A 16,573-nucleotide genomic window follows, 5' to 3' on the forward strand; every position below is an offset into this window, starting at 1 on the left:
TTAGGCTGGGCGGCATGGTTGTCGCTGCCCAGCCGGTCGTCGGCGTGCTCGCCCTGCAGGGCGACGTGCGTGAGCACCTCGTGTCCCTCGCGTCCTGCGACGTCGTGGCGCGGCCCGTGCGCCGCCCCGAGGAACTGGACGAACTCGACGGCATCGTGATCCCCGGCGGCGAGTCGACCACCATCAGCCGGCTCCTGGAGACGTTCGAGCTGCTGGAGCCCCTCAAGGCCCGCATCAAGGCCGGAATGCCCGCGTACGGATCGTGCGCGGGCATGATCATGCTCGCGGACAAGGTCCTCGACGGACGCCCTGACCAGCACCAACTCGGCGGCTTGGACGTCGTGGTGCGGCGTAACGCGTTCGGCAGGCAGATCGACTCGTTCGAGACCGAGCTGGAGATCACCGGCGTGGGTCCCGTGCACGCGGTGTTCATCCGGGCACCCTGGGTGGAGTCGGCGGGCGCGGGCGTCGAGGTACTCGCTACGGTTCCCGTTACCCCTGAAGCGGGCGAGGCCGCCGGTAGGATCGTCGCCGTTCGGCAGGGGAACGTGCTGGCGACCGCGTTCCACCCGGAGCTGACGGGTGACGAGCGCGTGCACCGCCTGTTCGTGGACATGGTTCGTGGTTTGACTGGTTCGGAGGAGAAATGAGCGGCCACTCCAAGTGGGCGACCACCAAGCACAAGAAGGCCGCGATCGACGCCAAGCGGGGCAAGCTCTTCGCGCGGCTGATCAAGAACATCGAGGTGGCGGCCCGTACCGGTGGCGGTGACCCGGACGGCAACCCGACGCTCTACGACGCGATCCAGAAGGCGCGCAAGAACTCGGTGCCGCTGGACAACATCGAGCGCGCGCGCAAGCGCGGCGCAGGTGAAGAGGCCGGTGGCGCCGACTGGCAGACGATCATGTACGAGGGCTACGGCCCCAACGGCGTCGCCGTGCTGATCGAGTGCCTCACGGACAACCGCAACCGCGCCGCGTCCGAGGTCCGCACCGCGATGACGCGCAACGGCGGCTCGATGGCCGATCCCGGCTCGGTCGCGTACATGTTCTCGCGCAAGGGTGTCGTCATCCTGCCGAAGGCGGAGCTGTCCGAGGACGACGTGCTGATGGCCGTCCTGGACGCCGGCGCCGAGGAGGTCAACGACCTCGGCGAGTCGTTCGAGGTGGTGTCCGAGGCGAGCGACCTGATCCCGGTGCGCAAGGCGCTGCAGGACGCGGGCTACGACTACGAGTCGGCCGAGTCGTCCTTCCTGCCGTCGGTCACCGTGCAGCTCGAGGCCGAGGGGGCGCGGAAGATCTTCAAGCTGATCGACGCGCTGGAGGACTGCGACGACGTGCAGAACGTCTTCGCCAACTTCGACGTGTCCGACGAGGTCATGGCCGAGGTCGGGTGAGGCTCGGGATTGGGCGAGGTGTGCTCGCGGAGAGCGCTCGCCCTCATCCCTCCGCCGTGTTTTCTGGGGGTGCAACCCCCAGACCCCGCCCGGCGGGCTCCGCCCCCGGACCCCCGTAACACGAAGCCCACCCTTGCGTAGGGTGGGCTTCGTGTTGAGCCCCGAAGATCAAAGACTCCGAGCCTGGCTGTTGGAGCAGTCCGAGCGGTTCGGCCACGCCACCGTCACCGTCCCACCCGACGGCGACGGCGCCGGTTACGCGTTCAGTGTCGGCGCGTGGCGGCGGTTCGGCGCACCGGAGGCCGTGGTCATCGGGCTCGACAAGGACATGGCCGTCACGCTGATCCGCGCGTACGTCGACCGGGCCCGCGGGGGAGAGCGCTTCCGCCCCGGCCAGCTCTACTGGGACTTCTTCCAGGGCGTGCCGGTGACGTTCGAACGCGTGTACCGCGGCTTCTACCCGGAGTTCTTCGGCAGCGCCTTCCTGCTGTACGACCACGGAGACTTCGCCGCGACGCAGATCATCGTGCCGACGCCCCAGGGGCACTGGCCGTGGCAGCCCGAGGCGCCGCAGGGGTTCCACGAGTGGCAGATGATCCTGACGGAGAGCGGTATCCCGGAGAGCTGGACGCCGGGCGTGAACGGCCCATGACCGTCCATATCGGACCGGTCGGCCCCGAACACGCCGGTGAGATCATGACCGTGCAGCGCGCCGCGTACCTCACGGAGGCGCAGGCGCACGACGTCCTGGACCTGCCGCCGCTGGCCGAAACCCTCGACCAGATCAAGGCCTCCCTGGAGCTGGCGTTCGGCGCGTGGCTCGGCCCCCGTCTCGTCGGCTCCATCCGCGGCCGGGTGGAGGGTACGCGCATGCAGATCGCCCGGCTGTCGGTCGCGCCGGACATGCAGGGACAGGGCATCGGGAAGGCGTTGCTCAACGCGTTGACCGAGGGCCGCCCGGACAACGTCGACACGCTCTGGCTGATCATCGGGACGCGCAGCTTCGGCAACATCAGGATGTACGGCAACGCCGGGTTCGTGCAGACCAAGACGGGTGTCGACGAGATGAACGTGCCCATCGTGTTCATGGAGAAGAAGGTCATCTCGCGTTCAGGCTGAGGTCACGGGCGGCTGGCACAGTCGAGACCGGTCCACCCACGGCCACTTTCCGGTGCGGATGTCGATCACCCTCGGCTGATCCGTCCGGCACCCGTCGCCCCTGGCACACCCGGTGCCAGGGGCGTCGCGTGTCACGAGCATGCCGAAGGCATCGGCCGCGGGTCATTGCTGAAGTCGTTGTCCAAGCGCGAGCACGCCGTGCGCACGGCCAGTTGCGGCGAGATGGGCCAGACCGTGATGCCGTTGTCGTCGGCGACCGCCAGCTCGGTGCCGTCCTGACGCCACGCGATCCGGGTGCCGATGTAGCCGGTGGACGGCAGCGTCGCCCACAGTTCACGCGTCCGCGTGTCCCACAGGTTCACCTTGCCGTCGATGCCCGCGGTGGCCAGCAGTGCGCCATCCGGGCTGATGGCCGCGGCCAGGATCTCGCCGCTGTGCGCCGGCACTGTGCCGAGCTCTCGCAGCTCGCCCGGATCCCAGAACACCACGTTGCCGTCGCGCCGGGTGGCCGCGAGCACGCTGCCGCTGAAAAAGAGCTCATTGGCCTCGGCGACACCGGTCTGCCAGCCGCCGACACGCTTGCCCGCGGCGATGTCCCAGGTCGCGAGCTCCCCGTTCCGGCCGAGCAGCGTGAGCCGGCCGTCACCGGGGCCGAACACGAACGCCACCTCGTCGGCGACGGGAACGGTCCCGACGGGTTTGCCGGTCGCGATCTCCCACGTGTTCACGGCGGTTTTCGCGCGGAGCGCGAAGAAACGGCCGTCGCGACTGAACGCGTAGCTGTCGCTGGTCGCGGATCCCTTGCCCTCGAGCGATGTGCGGACGGTTCCGGTCCGCGCGTCCCTGATCTCGACGCGCAACGGTTCGACGAGCACCACGATGTTCGTCCCCGTCGGGTCGAAACCCAGCACGCGGTCGCGGTGGCTGGTGCGCGCCGGGGACAGCGGCGCGTCGAGCGACCAGGTCAGCACCGAGGTGTCGGGTGCGTCCCGGGACTGTTTACTGGTCGCGGAGACGCCGTTGGTCGTGAACGCCAGCGCGTCGATCGGGTTGTCCTTGCCGTCGAGCGGCGCGTTGTTCAACCGCCACAGGGAGATCTTGTCGAAGCCCATCGCGGCGATCGTGCCGTCGCTGCCGGCGGTGAGGCTGGACGTGCTCTCCGTGTTCGGCGCGCTCAGCACGCCCGCGTAGCGCCACCGGTGCACGTCGATGAACCTGATCTCGTCGGAGCTCGCGTACGCGAGGAGCTTGCCCCCGTCGGCGAACGCGAGACCGCTCAGGTGCCGCTCACGGGTGGGGAACTCGTTCGTCTTGGTCAACGTCCTGAGGTCCGCCAGCATCACCTTCGCCGTCTCGTCGGCGAACGCCACCGCGCTGCCGTCCGGGCTCACCGCGAGAGAGGTCACGGATCCCGCCAGCTCGCCGAGCTTCCGGTTCGTGCCGAGATCCCACGCGGAGAGTCCGCGAGTCGTGGAGACCACGACGGTATCGCCCGCGACCGCCAGGTCGGTCGCATCCGTGATCTCGTCCAGCACGCGGGCCGGTTCCGGGTGCTCGAGGTCCCACCGCAGCACGGTCGACTCTTCGGTGATCGCGGAAAACCGGCGGCCGACGCCGAGCACGTGCCGGGAGTCCGAGGTGAAGGCGAGGCGCGTCACGCCGGGGAACCTGTTGTCGGGCTTGAAGATCGTGCGGTCGGACACCACGTCCCACACGATCACGCCGGTGAACAACCCGATGGCCAGATAACGCTTGTCCGGGCTGAAGGCGAGCGAGATCGCGCCCTTCTCGCCGTCGAGCGGATAGGTCTTGAGCTTGCGGCGGTGCGGCACGTCCCAGAGATCGATCTCGCGACGGCGGCTCACGGCCAGCAACGAGCCGTCCGCGGCGAACGCCATCGGGTTCGTGCCCGTGGTCGCCGGGAAGGTGCCCTGGCTGGCGGGCCGGCCGGCGTTGCGGATCAACGCGCTGCGCGCCTCGGCGGTCGGGGCGGCACTGAACGCGTTGATGCTGTCCTTGAGGGCACCGGCCACGTCGGTGGTGGCGTTCTGCTGGGCACGGGCCGCGAGCGCCCGCGACTCCGACTCCCGTTGCTGCCGCACGGCGACCACCGCGACGACCGAGGCGGCCACCAGCAGCACCGCGAGAGCCGCCGCGAACAGCCGGGTGCGGCGCGTCTGCCGTTTCGCGACCTTGAGCTCGACCACCTCGGCGTTGAGGCTCGCGTCGAGGAACGCGGCCTCACGCTGCGACAGCGACGCGCGGTCGAGCTCCCGCGCCACGGCCAGGCGAGCGCCGCGGTACAACGCGCCGGGGTCGCGGTCGTGCGCCTCCCACTCGGCGGTGGCGTCGGTGAGCTGCCGGTGCACCCGCAGCGCCTGCCGGTCCTCCGCGAGCCAGTCGCGCAGCCGCGGCCACGACCGGATCAGCGACTCGTGCGTGATCTCCACCGACGAGCCGTCCACCGTGAGCAGACGGGCGTCGACCAGCGCTGCGGGCACGTCGTCGTCGAGCTCGCTCCGGTCGATGCGGCGCTTGGTGTCCTCGGTGCCCTCACCGGGCGCGGTGAGACGGAGGAACAGCCTGCGCACCCCGTCGGGATCCGCGCACGTCGCATAGAGCATCTCCGCGGTGCGGGTCAGCGCGCCGTCGATGCCGCCCGCCGCCTCGAACCCGTTGAGCGTCAACGTCGTCCCGCGGCGCCGGCGCCACGTCTCCAGCAGCGCGTGCGACAGCAACGGCAGCACGCCCGCGCGGCCGTTCGCCTCGGCGACCAGGTGCGCGAGCAGGGCGCTGTCCACGTTGAGGCCGGCGGCGGTGGCGGGTTTGGTGATCGCCTGGCGCAGCTCGTCCACGGTCATCGGGCCGACGGTCACCTGCGCGTCGCGCATCGCCTCGACGAGGCCGAGGTGGCCGCTGCAGTGCGTGTAGAAGTCCGTGCGCACACCGATCACCACGCGGGCGCGGTCGACCGACAGCAGCGCCGTGATGAACGGCGCCGGGTCGCCGCCGAGCGTGAAGACCTCCTCGAACTGGTCGACCACGAGCACGACGTCGCGCAGCAGCAACCTGAGGTTCGCCGGATCCGCCTCCAGGTCGGCGAGCACCTGCACTACGGACAGCCCCGTGTGCCGGGCGACGTGCACGGCGAGTTCGCGCATCGGCTGCGGGCCCGGCGTCATCAGGAGGCCGTCGACCGTGGGCAGCAGACCGGCGCGCAGCAACGACGACTTGCCCGCGCCGGACGCGCCGAACACGGCGACGAAGCGGTGCCGGTCGAGCTTCGCCCGAAGTTCGGCGACCAGGCTCTCCCGGCCGAAGAACCGGTCGGCGTGTTCCGCCTGGAACGCCGCCAGGCCCAGATAGGGCGCATCGGCCAGGTCGGGCGGTGCCGGAGGGGTGAGTTCGAGCGCCAGGTCGCGCCAGCGCGCCTCCCACTCCGCGACGTCACCGCCGCAGGCGGCCACGTAGGCCAGGGTGACCGCGAGGGTCGGCAGCTTCCTGCCGCCGGCCGCGTCGGACAACGTGGCCGCCGAGTAGTGCGCGCGCCGGCCCAGTTCCCGGTAACCGGGACCGCCGGCCTTGTCCCGCAGAAGTCGTAGATCGGCCGCGAACCTGGTCAGTGGCGTGTCAACGTCGTCAAGCGGTCGCTCGCGCCTAGGCACGTTTCCCCCAAGCCAATGTTCAGCATCTGTTGTAAGGCTCGCGGCGGCCGACACCTGACAACGTGATCAGGCTAGACATAGCAGTGCGCCGCCAGGGACGGGGGACCTCCAGCGGCGCATGTCGGGGGACGAAGTGCCCCGCCTCGCTTGGGGGAGAGAGGCGGGGCACTTCCCACAGAAGAGATCAGTTCTCGTTGATGAACTTCTGGGCGAGCGCCTCGCCCTGCTGGACCGTCTTGTTGTGGTCCTCGATCGGCGTGGTCTTCGAGCCCTTGAAGTAGATGTACCAAACGGGCCCGTCGGTGCCGCCGTTCTTCGGGTTGGGGTTGATGCCCAGGTTCACCGCGGAGGCGTAGGACGCCTCACCGATGATGTTGGCCGGACCGGTGTCGCCGATGACGACGTAGTCGACCTTGTTGTTGTAGATGATCGCGACGACGCCACCGCCCTGGATGCCCCACTTGCGGTAGTCCCAGTTGCCGCTCGGGCTGGGCACGACGACGTACGGCAGCTTGTCGGCGACGAGCGGCTTGCCCTTGGAGTCGTGGAACGCGGTGTCGGGCTGGAACCACGGGTCGGTGGACTTGCTGCACTTCGCGGTCGGCTGGCCATCGCAGTCGATGTCCATGTCGGCCTTGTACCAAACGGCGCCGGTCTTGTCGCAGACCGGGATGTTGGCGGCGGTCTCGCCGTCGCTCTTGTACTTGCCCGACGAGATCTGCTTGCAGCTCGTCAGCTTGGCGAGCAGCTGGGACGCGGACGGCCCGGCCTGCACGGAAACCGGCGCGGCTTGCGCGTTGGTGGAAACCAGGGCTGCTCCAAGGAGCACGGCCAGTGCGAAGAGCCCTGATGCGAGCTTGCGCATTGCCACCTCTTTCGACAGGGAAGTTTCCTGACAGAGGGCGGCGGAATGCTCACTATGCGCAACGAAAGTTACATCGGTCAAGAGTTGGACAGAGGTCTAGGGCTTTCGCCCGAGTAGTCCGATCAGTCTCGTTTGGGCGTCCGCGTCGGGGTCCACGGGCATCGGCGGCTCGAACATGCCCGAGCCCTCCCACTCGGAGATGTGCTCGGTGACGTACCCGAGCACGGCCTCGGCCAGCTCCGGGTCGATGTGTTCGTCCGCGCCGATCGAACGGGCCAGGTCCCACGCGTGCACGGCGAGGTCGACCGTCATCTGCCACGCGTAGTCCTCGGCGGTGATCTCGCCGAAGCTGACCTGCACCGGTTTGTCCAGCGCGCCCGGTTCCAGCCACGCCTCACGGGCGGCCGACGCGGCGAGCACCCACGCCAGCAGGGGATCGGTGCCCAGGTTGTCGTGGTCGAAGCGGTCGCCGACCTGCGCGGGCGTGCAGCCGGCGAGCAGTTCGGGCGCCCACAGCTGCTCGTACACGAGATGGCCGACGAGGTCGCGCACCGACCACTCCCGGCACGGGGTGCCGAGCGACCACTGGTCCGGCCCGATCGCACGCACCCTGCGGTCGAACTCCGTCATCGCCAGTCCGTGCGCCTCCATCAAGTCCATCTGAAGAGTTCATCAAAAGCTGCTCAACTCCGCACCCGTTGCTGTGTCATGGGCCACTCAACGCGTGTCTCAATTACAAACCGTACGGGCGTACCGCGTAAGGTTCCCCGATCCGCCGTGACATCGTTGACACGAGAGGAAGATCGCCGTGAGCGCCACGAGCGCCAGCATCTCCGCCCCGGACAAGGGCTTCTTCGGGCATCCCCGAGGCCTCTCCACGCTCTTCTTCACCGAGCTGTGGGAGCGTTTCTCCTTCTACGGCATGAAGGCGATCCTCGCCTTCTACCTGTACACGACCGTGACCGAGGGCGGCCTCGGCATCGACAAGGCGTTCGCCCTGTCCGTGGTCGCGATCTACGGTTCCTCGGTCTACATGTCCGGCGTCGCGGGCGGCTGGCTGGCCGACCGCGTGTTCGGTGGTCAGCGCGCCGTGTTCTACGGCGGCATCCTGATCATGTGCGGTCACATCGCGCTGGCGCTGCCGATCGGCGTCACGGGTGCGTACCTCGGCATGTTCTTCCTGGTGCTCGGCACCGGCCTGCTCAAGCCGAACATCTCCACCGTCGTCGGTGGGCTGTACGACGAGCACGACCGTCGCCGTGACGCCGGCTTCACGATCTTCTACATGGGCATCAACATCGGCGGTTTCGCCGCGCCCCTGATCTGCGGCTGGCTGTCGAAGGAGTACAACTACCACGTCGGCTTCAGCGCCGCCGCGATCGGCATGGCGCTCGGCCTCATCCAGTACAACGTGGGCCGCAAGAACCTCCGCGGTTCCGCCGCCGTGCCGCCGAACCCGTTGCCGGAGCACGAGAAGGCCGGCGTGCTCGCCAAGGCCGTCGCGTTCACCGCGATCCTCGTCGCCGCGCTCGCGATCGGCTACGTCGCCGGTGGCGGCGAGGGTGTCATCTACGTGATCTCGGGTCTGTCCGTGCTGCTGCCGGTCATCTACTTCACGATCATGATCCGCAGCCGGAAGACCACGGCCGAGGAACGCCCGCGCGTCATCGCCTACATCCCGCTGTTCATCGCGGCCACGATGTTCTGGCTGATCTTCGAGCAGAGCTCGTCGGTGATCGCGGAGTTCGCGGACACCAAGGTGGACAACCACATCTTCGGCCTCGAGTTCCCCGCGGCGTGGTTCCAGTCGGTCAACCCGATCATGATCATCGTGCTGGCGCCGGTGTTCGCGCTGCTGTGGGTCAAGCTCGGTGAGCGGCAGCCGGTCACGCCGCGCAAGTTCGCCTACGCGCTCGTGCTCATCGGCCTGTCGTTCGTGCTGATGTACTTCGCGTCCAACGCCGCCGCGGACGGCAAGGTCAGTCCGTTGTGGCTGGTCGTGATGTTCCTCGTCATGACGTGTGGCGAGCTGCTGCTGTCGCCGGTCGGCCTGTCCGTCACGACGAAGCTCGCGCCGCGCGCGTTCGCGTCGCAGACGATGGGCATGTGGTTCCTGTCGAGCGCCGCGGGTTCCGGTATCGCCGCGCAGCTCGTGAAGTTCTACACGGTGAGCCCGTCGGCGTACTTCTTCACGCTCGGCGGCGCGGCGGTGGTGCTCGGCATCGCGCTCGCGGCGGGGGCGGCTCCGATCCGGAAGTTGATGTCCGGAGTCGAGTGACCGGCTAAGGCGAGCAGGAGGCCCGTCGCGGCGGCGGTGCGGCGGGTCTCCCACTCACCTACCAGGATGCACTACGCAGACGTGTCATTGGTGTCCGAACGTAGGTCCGGGTGGGTGAACTCACGCGGCTAAACATCGGATTTTTGCCCAGTGTCAGGGTTAATTCACCGCCAGTGACCGACCGGCCGCCGTACCCGTAACCGGAAGACGGATTGCGCCGCGGATCAACCGAGACGGACGGCGCTTCATCGGACCCGCCACGCGAAGGTCGGGGAACCGGCGGAACAGCCCGTGCAACGCGGCCGCCGCCTCCATCCGCGCCAGCCCCGCGCCGATGCAGTAGTGGATGCCCGCCGAGAACGCGAGGTGCTCTCGCACGTTGGCGCGCAACGGGTCGAACTTCAGCGGGTTCTCGAAGACGTTCGGATCGCGGTTCGCCGCCGCCAGCAGCAACACCACCGCCTGGCCCGGTTTCACGGTCTTCCCGCCGACCTCGACGACCTGGTTGGGGAACCGGACCGTGTACTGCACCGGCGGGTCGAGCCGCAGCACCTCCTCGACGAACAGCTCCGCGTACTTCGGGTCCTCGATCAACGGCTCGCGCGTCTCGGGGTTCGCCATCACCGCCATGACACCGTTGCCGATCAGGTTGACCGTCGTCTCGAACCCGGCGACGAGCAGCATCTCCGTGGTGGCGACCAAGTCCTCGCGCGAGAGTCCCTCGTTCTGGACGAGGTGGCTGACGACGTCGGTCCCGGGATTGCGCCGGCGGTCGGCGATGAGGTCGTCGAGGAACGCCTCGAACTCGCCGAGCGCCTCGTGCAGCTCGCGCATCTCCTTCAGGGTCCGGATGCCGTCGAGCGTCGCCACGATCTTCGAACCCCAGCGCGCCAGCACGTCCTGGTCCGCGTCCGGCACGCCGAGCAGGTCGACGATGACCTGGATCGGTACGCGCACGGCGAAGTCACCGATGACGTCGAAGCTCTCGGGCAGCGGGTCGAGGTAGTCCTCGACGATCTTCTCGATCAACGGCGCGCGCTCCTTGAGCGCCCGCGGCGTGAAGAACGGCTGCACCAGCTTGCGCAGCCGCGTGTGGTCCGGCGGGTTGAGCAGCAGGAACGACTCCTCGACCGGGTTCACCAGCCGTTGGCCGTCGGGCCGGTACATCCTGGTGTCCAGCGGCGTGAAGTCGCTGGGCGGCAGCACGCCGAACCGGTGGTCGCGCAACACCGAGTCGCAGATCTCGCGCCTGGTGGTCACGAAACCGCCGAGGCGGCTCCACACCATGTCGCCCTTGGCGCGCACCTTCTCGTACAGCGGAAAGGGATCCGTGTTCGGCGAGAGCGCGAAAACCTTCGCGTAGTTGTCGCCGGACAGGGCGTACGCGCGGAGGACGACTCGACCCAACAGAAGCAGCGCTGCGTTCTTCAGCGTCGACGGCATGCCTCACACATTGCGCGCGACGCGAAGAATCCTCAAGTCTCCGTCCCGCTTTCGGTCACGCGGGAGCCCCGCGATGCATGACATGCATCGCGGGGCTCCCGCGTGACGTCAAAACGAGGGTCAGTGGACCCGGCGGTGCCGGCGCACGGTTTCCTCGACCAGATCGAGGACCGGTTCCATGTCGTCGGCGGGAAGTCCCATGGCGAGGTGCGAGACGAGTCCTTCGAGGACGAGCTCCAGGAAGCTGGTGAGCACGTCCACGTCGACGTCGTCGCGCAGGTTCCCGGCCTCGCGCTGCCGCAACAACCGCTCGCGCGTCGCCTTGGTCAGCTGCTCGGACCGCTCTGCCCAGCGGGCCCGGAAGTCCGGGTCGGTGCGCAGCCGGCGGGAGACCTCCAGCCGCGTGCCGAGCCAGTCGGCGGCCTGCTCCTCCTCGCGGTCGTGCGGCGGCGCGAGGAGGTCGCGCATCACCTGCACGAGGCCCTGTTCGGCGACCACGTCCGCCATCCGCAGGGCGTCGTCCTCGGCCAGCGCCAGGAAGAGCGACTCCTTGTCGCGGAAGTGGTGGAAGATGGCGCCGCGGGACAACCCGGTAGCCTCCTCCAGCCGCCGGACGGTCGCGCCTTCGTAGCCGTGGCGCGCGAAACAGGCACGCGCGCCGTCGAGGATCTGACGGCGGCGGGCATCGAGGTGGTCCTGGCTCACCCTGGGCACCCGAGGATCGTCTCAGCCGGAGGTCCGGAAATCCAATCCGTACGTACGGATTGACACAATCCTTTGGAGTGGATCTCCGCACGCCGGGTCGTAACGGCGGGCCGGACCCCAATATCGTGTCGCGCCATGGACACGCAGGACATCCCCAAGTTGTCGTCGCTCGCCGAACGGCTGGGCTGGGCGCCGCGGATGTCCACAGGCCGTGTTTCCACCGGCATCCACGTCGTCGACGTCCTGCAAAGTCGCAGTGCGACGGACCTCATCTCGCTGCTGGCGGACAGCAGGGAGCGGTAAGCGCTTTCCCGGGACTGTTGACAGGCATTGACAGCGCACACATGTGGTGGTGTGATCTGCGCGACAGATAGGAAAGTTTACAGCCAATAACTGAATTCCCGCCGCCGCTTCTCGATCCTCCACCCGACCCTGTATGCAAGCGGGAGGCTCTTCAGTGGCACCGAGAACAGGTCGTGCCGGCGCGTTGTGCGTCGCCGCGGCGACCGCGATCGCAATGATGTCGATACCGACGGGTGCCAGCGCGGCCCCGGTGCGGTACGAGGCGGAGAACGCCGCCATCTCCCAGGGCGTGGTGGAGTCCAACCACGCCGGATTCTCCGGTACCGGCTTCGTCAACTTCGACAACGTCGCGGGCAGCTCCGTGGAGTTCACGGTGAACGCCGCGCAGGCGGGCAGCGCGACCCTGACGTTCCGCTACGCCAACGGAACCACGGAGAACCGGCCGGTCGACGTCAACGTCAACGGCTCGCTCGCGGTCGACGAGCGGGCGTTCGCGGGCACGGGTGCGTGGACCACGTGGAGCTCCGTGACCAACACGGTGCAGCTCAACCAGGGCAGCAACAAGATCAAGCTGACCGCGACCGGTGCGCTGGGCGGCCCGAACCTGGACTACGTCGACGTCGAGCAGACGACTTCGGCACCCGCCCTCGAGCAGGAGGCGGAGCAGGCCACGATCAACCAAGGTGTCGTCGAGTCCAACCACGCGGGCTTCTCCGGCACGGGTTTCGTGAACTACAACAACGTGACCGGCAGCTACGTCGAGTACACGATCACCGCCGACCAGGCCGGTGAGCACAAGCTGACCTTCCGGTACGCCAACGGAACCACCACCGACCGTCCGCTCGCGATCACCGTCGACGGCGGTACCGCGACGAACCTGCCGTTCCCCGGCACGGGCGCGTGGACGACGTGGCAGACCGCGACCACGAGCGTCACGCTCAAGGCGGGCGCCAACAAGATTCGCGCCACGGCGACCACCGCGAACGGCGGCCCGAACGCGGACAAGCTGACCGCGACGTTCTCCGGTCCGGTCGACAACGAGCCGCCGACACCGCCGAAGAACCTGCGGGCGACCGGCCACACCTCGACCAGCACCTCGCTGGCGTGGGACGCGGCGACCGACAACGTCAAGGTCGTCGGGTACGACATCTACCAGCACGGCCAGCTGATGAAGAGCGTCGACGGCGAGACGCTCGCCGCCACGGTCGACGGTCTGGAGCCCGACACCGACTACGACTGGACCGTGTTCGCGAAGGACGCGACGCCGAACGTGTCGCAGGCGAGCAACAACGTCATCGTGCGCACCGACCCGGCGCCGCCGGACACCATCCCGCCGTCGAACCCGTCGAACCTGCGCTCCACCGGCAAGACCGCGACGAGCGTCGACCTCGCGTGGACCGCGTCCACCGACAACGTGAAGGTCACCGGCTACGAGATCTTCGTGGACGGCGCGCTGAAGCAGACCGCTGACGGCACCGCCACCACGGCGACGGTCGCGGGTCTCACCACGGGCAAGGAGTACGCGTTCAAGGTCCGCGCCAAGGACGCCAAGAACAACCTGTCCGGCTTCTCCAACGAGATCAAGGACACCCCGGCGGCGGGCGGCCCGAAGGGCGTGCCGAACCCCGGCACCGTCACCACGATCGCCAACGGCGTCGACGTCCCGTGGGGCCTGGTGTTCCTGCCGGACGGTTCCGCGCTGTTCAGCGAGCGCGAGACGTTCAACATCTACCGGCTGACCGAGGGCGGCTCGAAGACCCTGGTGGGCAAGGTGCCCAACGCGGTCGGCACCGGCGGTGAGGGTGGTCTGCTCGGCCTGGAGATCGCGCCGACCTTCTCGACCGACCACTACCTGTACATCTACCACACGGCCTCCGAGGGCAACCGGGTCGTGCGGATGAAGTACGAGAACAACGCGCTGAGCGAGTACAAGGTCCTGTTGCAGGGCATCGCGAAGAGCCGCTTCCACAACGGCGGACGGCTGCGCTGGGGCCCGATCGACAACAAGCTGTACGTCTCCGTCGGCGACGCGCAGAACGACAGCCGGGCGCAGGACAAGAACTCGCTCAACGGCAAGATCCTGCGCATCAACCCGGACGGCACCATCCCGGCCGACAACCCGTTCGGCAACGCGGTCTGGACGATGGGCCACCGCAACCCGCAGGGTCTCGACTTCGACTCGCAGGGCAGGTTGTGGCAGGCCGAGTTCGGCCAGAGCACCATGGACGAGGTCAACCTGATCCAGAAGGGCGGCAACTACGGCTGGCCCGCCTGCGAGGGAACGAGCGGCAACTGCAGCGGTTACATCGCGCCGAAGAAGACCTGGTCCACCTCGTCGGCGTCGCCCTCGGGTCTGACGATCATCAACGACTACGTGTTCGTCGCGACGACCGTCGGCTCGCGGGTGTACCGCAACCGCATCGACGCCAACTCGAACCTGGTCGAGCAGACGACGTACTTCCAGGGCACCTACGGCCGGCTGCGCACGGTCGAGGTCGACAAGGAAGGCGACATCTGGCTGACCACGTCCGCGGACAAGGACGGCAACCCGAACAACGACAAGATCCTGCACGTCGACATCGTGTACTCGGGTGGCGACCCGCAGCCGCCGGGCGACTTCAAGCTCACCAGCTCGGCGTTCGCGGACAACGGCAACATCCCGGCGAAGTACACCTGTGCCGGTGACGGGTCACCGGGGCAGGACACCTCGCCACCGCTGACCTGGGGTGCGAAACAGGACGCCAAGTCGTACGCGATCGTGTTCGCCGACGTGGCCAACGGCGGCAACAAGCTGCACTGGGCGATCTGGGACATTCCCGCTTCGTCCCTGTCGTTGCCGGAGGGCCTCGGGGCCGGATTCAACGTGCCCGGCCAGAACGGGGCGAAACAGAAGGCGATGGGATCCGGTGCCAATTCCCAGAAGTACTTCGGCCCGTGTCCCGGTGGTTCGACCCATCCGTACACGTTCACTCTTTATGCGGTGAACTCGGCTACGGTTCCGGGGCTGACTTCGTCTTCGACGATGGCTCAGATCGAAACGGCCATCAAGAACGCCAGCACCGCGAACACGAAGCTCAACGGAAAGTCGAACGCGGCCGCCTGAGGTAAAACTCAGGGGTCCGGACGGTAAGACACACGGGGCCGGAGCGTAAAACTCGCGCGAGTTTTACGCTCCGGCCCCTCGTGTTTTACGTTCAGTGCTTCTTCGGGAGCGTGATCGACCAGCTGTCGAGGGTGCCCGTGCCGCCCTCGGAGCGGTCGCGGACCATCAGCTGCCAGGTGCCGTTCTTGTCCTCAGTGGACAGATCGAGCGTGTAGCTGGGCTGCAGCACGGTGCCCGTGCCATTCGCCTTGATCGGGTAGATCTTGCCGCTCGGCCCGATCAGGTCGATCTTGAGATCACTCTTGTAGTCGTGCGTGATCTTGATGACGACCTTGGTGTTCTTCGGTGCCTTGCCCTTGCAGCCGGCGTAGCGGATCGCGGTGCTGATGGCCTCGCCGGCGTCTGGGATCTCGACCTTGTTGCTGTTGGTCTTCGTGCCACAACCGGGCGGCGGGGCCGGGGGAGTGATGCCGTGGTTGGTGTACAGCAACTTGTTCGGCGACTCCGGGCCGGGGTTCGTGACCAGGTCGGAGGACGCCGCGGCGACCAGCGCGTCGCGTACCTGCTGCGGCGTCGCGGTGGGGTTCTTCGACAGGTACAGCGCCGCCGCGCCCGCGACGTGCGGTGAGGCCATCGAGGTGCCGCTGGCGCTCAGCGTGGCGGTGTCACTGTCCTTCCAGGACGACGTGATGCCCAGGCCCGGCGCCCAGATGTCCAGGCACTTGCCGTACGAAGAGAAGTACGCGCGGCTGTCGTCGCGGGCAGTGGCGCCGACGGTGATGGCGCTGGGCTCGCGCGCGGGGGACATGGTGCACGCGTCGTTGTTGCTGTTGCCCGCGGCGACGGCGTAGGTGATGCCGGCGTCGGTGGAACGCTTCACGGCCGCGTCGAGCACCGCGTCCTCGCCGCCGCCCAGGGACATGTTGGCCACGGCGGGTTTCACGGCGTTCCTGGTGACCCAGTCGATGCCCGCGACGACCTGCTCGGTGGTGCCGGAACCCTTGCAGTCCAGCACCCGCACGGCGACCAGGTTGACCTTCTTGGCCAGCCCGAACTCCTTGCCGCCCACCGTGCCGCCCACGTGCGTGCCGTGGCCGTGGCAGTCGCTGGCGTCGTTGTCGTTGTCGATCGCGTCGTAACCGGACTTGGCCCGGCCCTCGAACGTCGTGTGCGTCAACCGCATGCCCGTGTCGATGACGTACGCGTGGACGTTCGACGCATCGGTGTTGTAGAAGTACGTCTGGTCAAAGGGAAGCGCCCGCTGGTCGACCCGGTCGAGGCCCCACGACGGCGGGTTGTTCTGCGAGTCGGTGATGGTGAGCCGCTGGTTCTGCTGGACGAGCTCGACGGCCGGGTCGGCGGCGACGCGCCGTGCCTCGGCGACGGTCATCGTGGCGGAGAAACCGTTGAGCGCGTGGGTGAAGGTGCGGTTCACCCGAGCGTTGTAGCGGCTGCTCACGTCGGCCGACGTGAGGTGCTCGCGCAGCATGACGATGTAGCTCTCCGGCACCGCGTTCGGGTTGTCCGCACCCAGAACGCGTCCCTCTGCGTGAGCGGGGGTGGCTGTGCCGGTGGCGATCAGCGCCGCCACCACGCCCAGTGCGAATTTACGCATTGTTCTCCCTTGTGAAACTCCAGGTAAGAGGTTCACGGGCGGATCGCGAACTGAGCGCACAGTAGAGCACGAACGTCACGC

At 68.0% G+C, this 16,573-nt stretch carries 13 protein-coding genes; 7 read left to right on the forward strand and 6 right to left on the reverse strand.

Features of this window, described 5'->3' with window-relative positions:
- The first annotated feature begins 14 nt into the window (after positions 1–14).
- The 4 genes from pdxT (at position 15) to QSK35_RS28405 (ending at position 2,515) form a co-directional block, all read left to right on the forward strand.
- Positions 15–650, forward strand: a complete 636-nt coding sequence (gene pdxT, locus QSK35_RS28390) for a pyridoxal 5'-phosphate synthase glutaminase subunit PdxT (RefSeq protein ID WP_285750591.1) — start codon at positions 15–17, stop codon at positions 648–650.
- Positions 647–1,396 (forward strand): YebC/PmpR family DNA-binding transcriptional regulator, encoded by a 750-nt coding sequence (locus QSK35_RS28395; RefSeq protein WP_285750592.1) that lies wholly within the window; start codon positions 647–649, stop codon positions 1,394–1,396. Before pdxT ends, QSK35_RS28395 begins: the two co-directional genes overlap by 4 nt.
- 151 nt (positions 1,397–1,547) lie before the next feature.
- Positions 1,548–2,048: a DUF4262 domain-containing protein gene (locus tag QSK35_RS28400; protein WP_285750593.1), complete on the forward strand. Its 501-nt coding sequence runs from the start codon at positions 1,548–1,550 to the stop codon at positions 2,046–2,048.
- A complete protein-coding gene (locus tag QSK35_RS28405) occupies positions 2,045–2,515 on the forward strand; it encodes a GNAT family N-acetyltransferase (RefSeq protein WP_285750594.1) in 471 nt (156 codons plus the stop codon). Before QSK35_RS28400 ends, QSK35_RS28405 begins: the two co-directional genes overlap by 4 nt.
- 131 nt (positions 2,516–2,646) lie before the next feature.
- Here QSK35_RS28405 and QSK35_RS28410 read toward each other — a convergent pair whose 3' ends face one another.
- The 3 genes from QSK35_RS28410 to QSK35_RS28420 all read right to left on the reverse strand — a co-directional run bounded on the left by QSK35_RS28410 (position 2,647) and on the right by QSK35_RS28420 (position 7,705).
- Positions 2,647–6,180, reverse strand: a complete 3,534-nt coding sequence (locus tag QSK35_RS28410; protein WP_285750595.1) for an nSTAND1 domain-containing NTPase — start codon at positions 6,178–6,180, stop codon at positions 2,647–2,649.
- A gap of 184 nt (positions 6,181–6,364) precedes the next feature.
- Positions 6,365–7,045 carry a glycoside hydrolase family 75 protein gene (locus QSK35_RS28415; RefSeq protein WP_285750596.1) on the reverse strand — a complete coding sequence of 227 codons (681 nt, stop codon included), beginning with the start codon at positions 7,043–7,045 and terminating at the stop codon, positions 6,365–6,367.
- 96 nt (positions 7,046–7,141) lie between these two features.
- Entirely contained in the window at positions 7,142–7,705 is a 564-nt protein-coding gene (locus QSK35_RS28420; RefSeq protein ID WP_285750597.1) for a TIGR03086 family metal-binding protein, read from the reverse strand.
- 148 nt (positions 7,706–7,853) lie between these two features.
- Here QSK35_RS28420 and QSK35_RS28425 point away from each other — a divergent pair, with 148 nt between their 5' ends.
- Entirely contained in the window at positions 7,854–9,323 is a 1,470-nt protein-coding gene (locus QSK35_RS28425; RefSeq protein ID WP_285750598.1) for a peptide MFS transporter, read from the forward strand.
- Positions 9,324–9,482: 159 nt separating this feature from the next.
- Here QSK35_RS28425 and QSK35_RS28430 read toward each other — a convergent pair whose 3' ends face one another.
- Positions 9,483–10,766 (reverse strand): cytochrome P450, encoded by a 1,284-nt coding sequence (locus QSK35_RS28430; RefSeq protein WP_285750599.1) that lies wholly within the window; start codon positions 10,764–10,766, stop codon positions 9,483–9,485.
- Positions 10,767–10,886: 120 nt separating this feature from the next.
- Positions 10,887–11,480, reverse strand: a complete 594-nt coding sequence (locus QSK35_RS28435) for a TetR/AcrR family transcriptional regulator (protein ID WP_285750600.1) — start codon at positions 11,478–11,480, stop codon at positions 10,887–10,889.
- A 126-nt stretch (positions 11,481–11,606) separates the two neighbouring features.
- Here QSK35_RS28435 and QSK35_RS28440 point away from each other — a divergent pair, with 126 nt between their 5' ends.
- Positions 11,607–11,774, forward strand: a complete 168-nt coding sequence (locus QSK35_RS28440) for a hypothetical protein (RefSeq protein WP_285750601.1) — start codon at positions 11,607–11,609, stop codon at positions 11,772–11,774.
- Positions 11,775–11,988: 214 nt separating this feature from the next.
- On the forward strand, positions 11,989–14,877 hold the full coding sequence (locus QSK35_RS28445) for a PQQ-dependent sugar dehydrogenase (RefSeq protein WP_285750634.1): 2,889 nt from the start codon (positions 11,989–11,991) through the stop codon (positions 14,875–14,877).
- 91 nt (positions 14,878–14,968) lie between these two features.
- Here QSK35_RS28445 and QSK35_RS28450 read toward each other — a convergent pair whose 3' ends face one another.
- Positions 14,969–16,492, reverse strand: coding sequence for a S8 family peptidase (locus QSK35_RS28450; RefSeq protein WP_285750602.1), 1,524 nt, complete (start codon positions 16,490–16,492; stop codon positions 14,969–14,971).
- Positions 16,493–16,573: the final 81 nt, after the last annotated feature.

It is taken from the genome of Lentzea sp. NBRC 105346, assembly GCF_030269605.1.
In the GTDB taxonomy this organism is placed as follows: Bacteria; Actinomycetota; Actinomycetes; order Mycobacteriales; family Pseudonocardiaceae; genus Lentzea.